Origin of the sequence: Campylobacter sp. BCW_6871 (genome assembly GCF_001762325.1) — a bacterium.
Lineage (GTDB): Bacteria > Campylobacterota > Campylobacteria > Campylobacterales > Campylobacteraceae > Campylobacter_D > Campylobacter_D jejuni.
The window spans coordinates 1-470 of sequence record NZ_MJWQ01000081.1; the positions used below are offsets into that span (position 1 = coordinate 1).

At 30.9% G+C, this 470-nt stretch carries 1 protein-coding gene; it reads left to right on the forward strand.

What is annotated here, in order from left to right:
* On the forward strand, positions 1–470 hold a 470-nt coding region (locus tag AJ930_RS09170), incomplete at both ends, for an ankyrin repeat domain-containing protein (protein WP_186820871.1).

Below are 470 nucleotides of genomic sequence, written 5' to 3' on the forward strand. Positions count from 1 at the left end.
ATAATGCCCTTACTGATTATATTGGAGTGGGTGGAAAAAATAAAAAAATGATTGATTATTTTTTTAAAAAAGGATGTAAATTTGAAGTTTATGATGAAAAAGGTGCCACCCCTTTGCATTCTTGGATATTGCTTGGTGATCCTGAGTCTGTAAATTCTTTAGAAGTGGCTTTACAATTTGGCGCTGATGTAAATATGAGAAATATTAAAACAGAACATGAAGATAGTCATATCGATGCAGGAAAAACCCTTTTACATCAAGCTGCAATATCTGAGAAAAAACCTGTTGGAACTTGTTTGGAAATTTTGATCAAATATGGAGCTGATGTCAATGCTGCTAATTGCACTATCAATGAAATTGAAAATGATAAAATCAATTATTTTAAACCTAATACTCCATTAGATAGGGCTATTTCTTTTGGGATAAATAAAAATAAAACAATCTTAAAAAAAGCAGGTGCTAAGACTTGG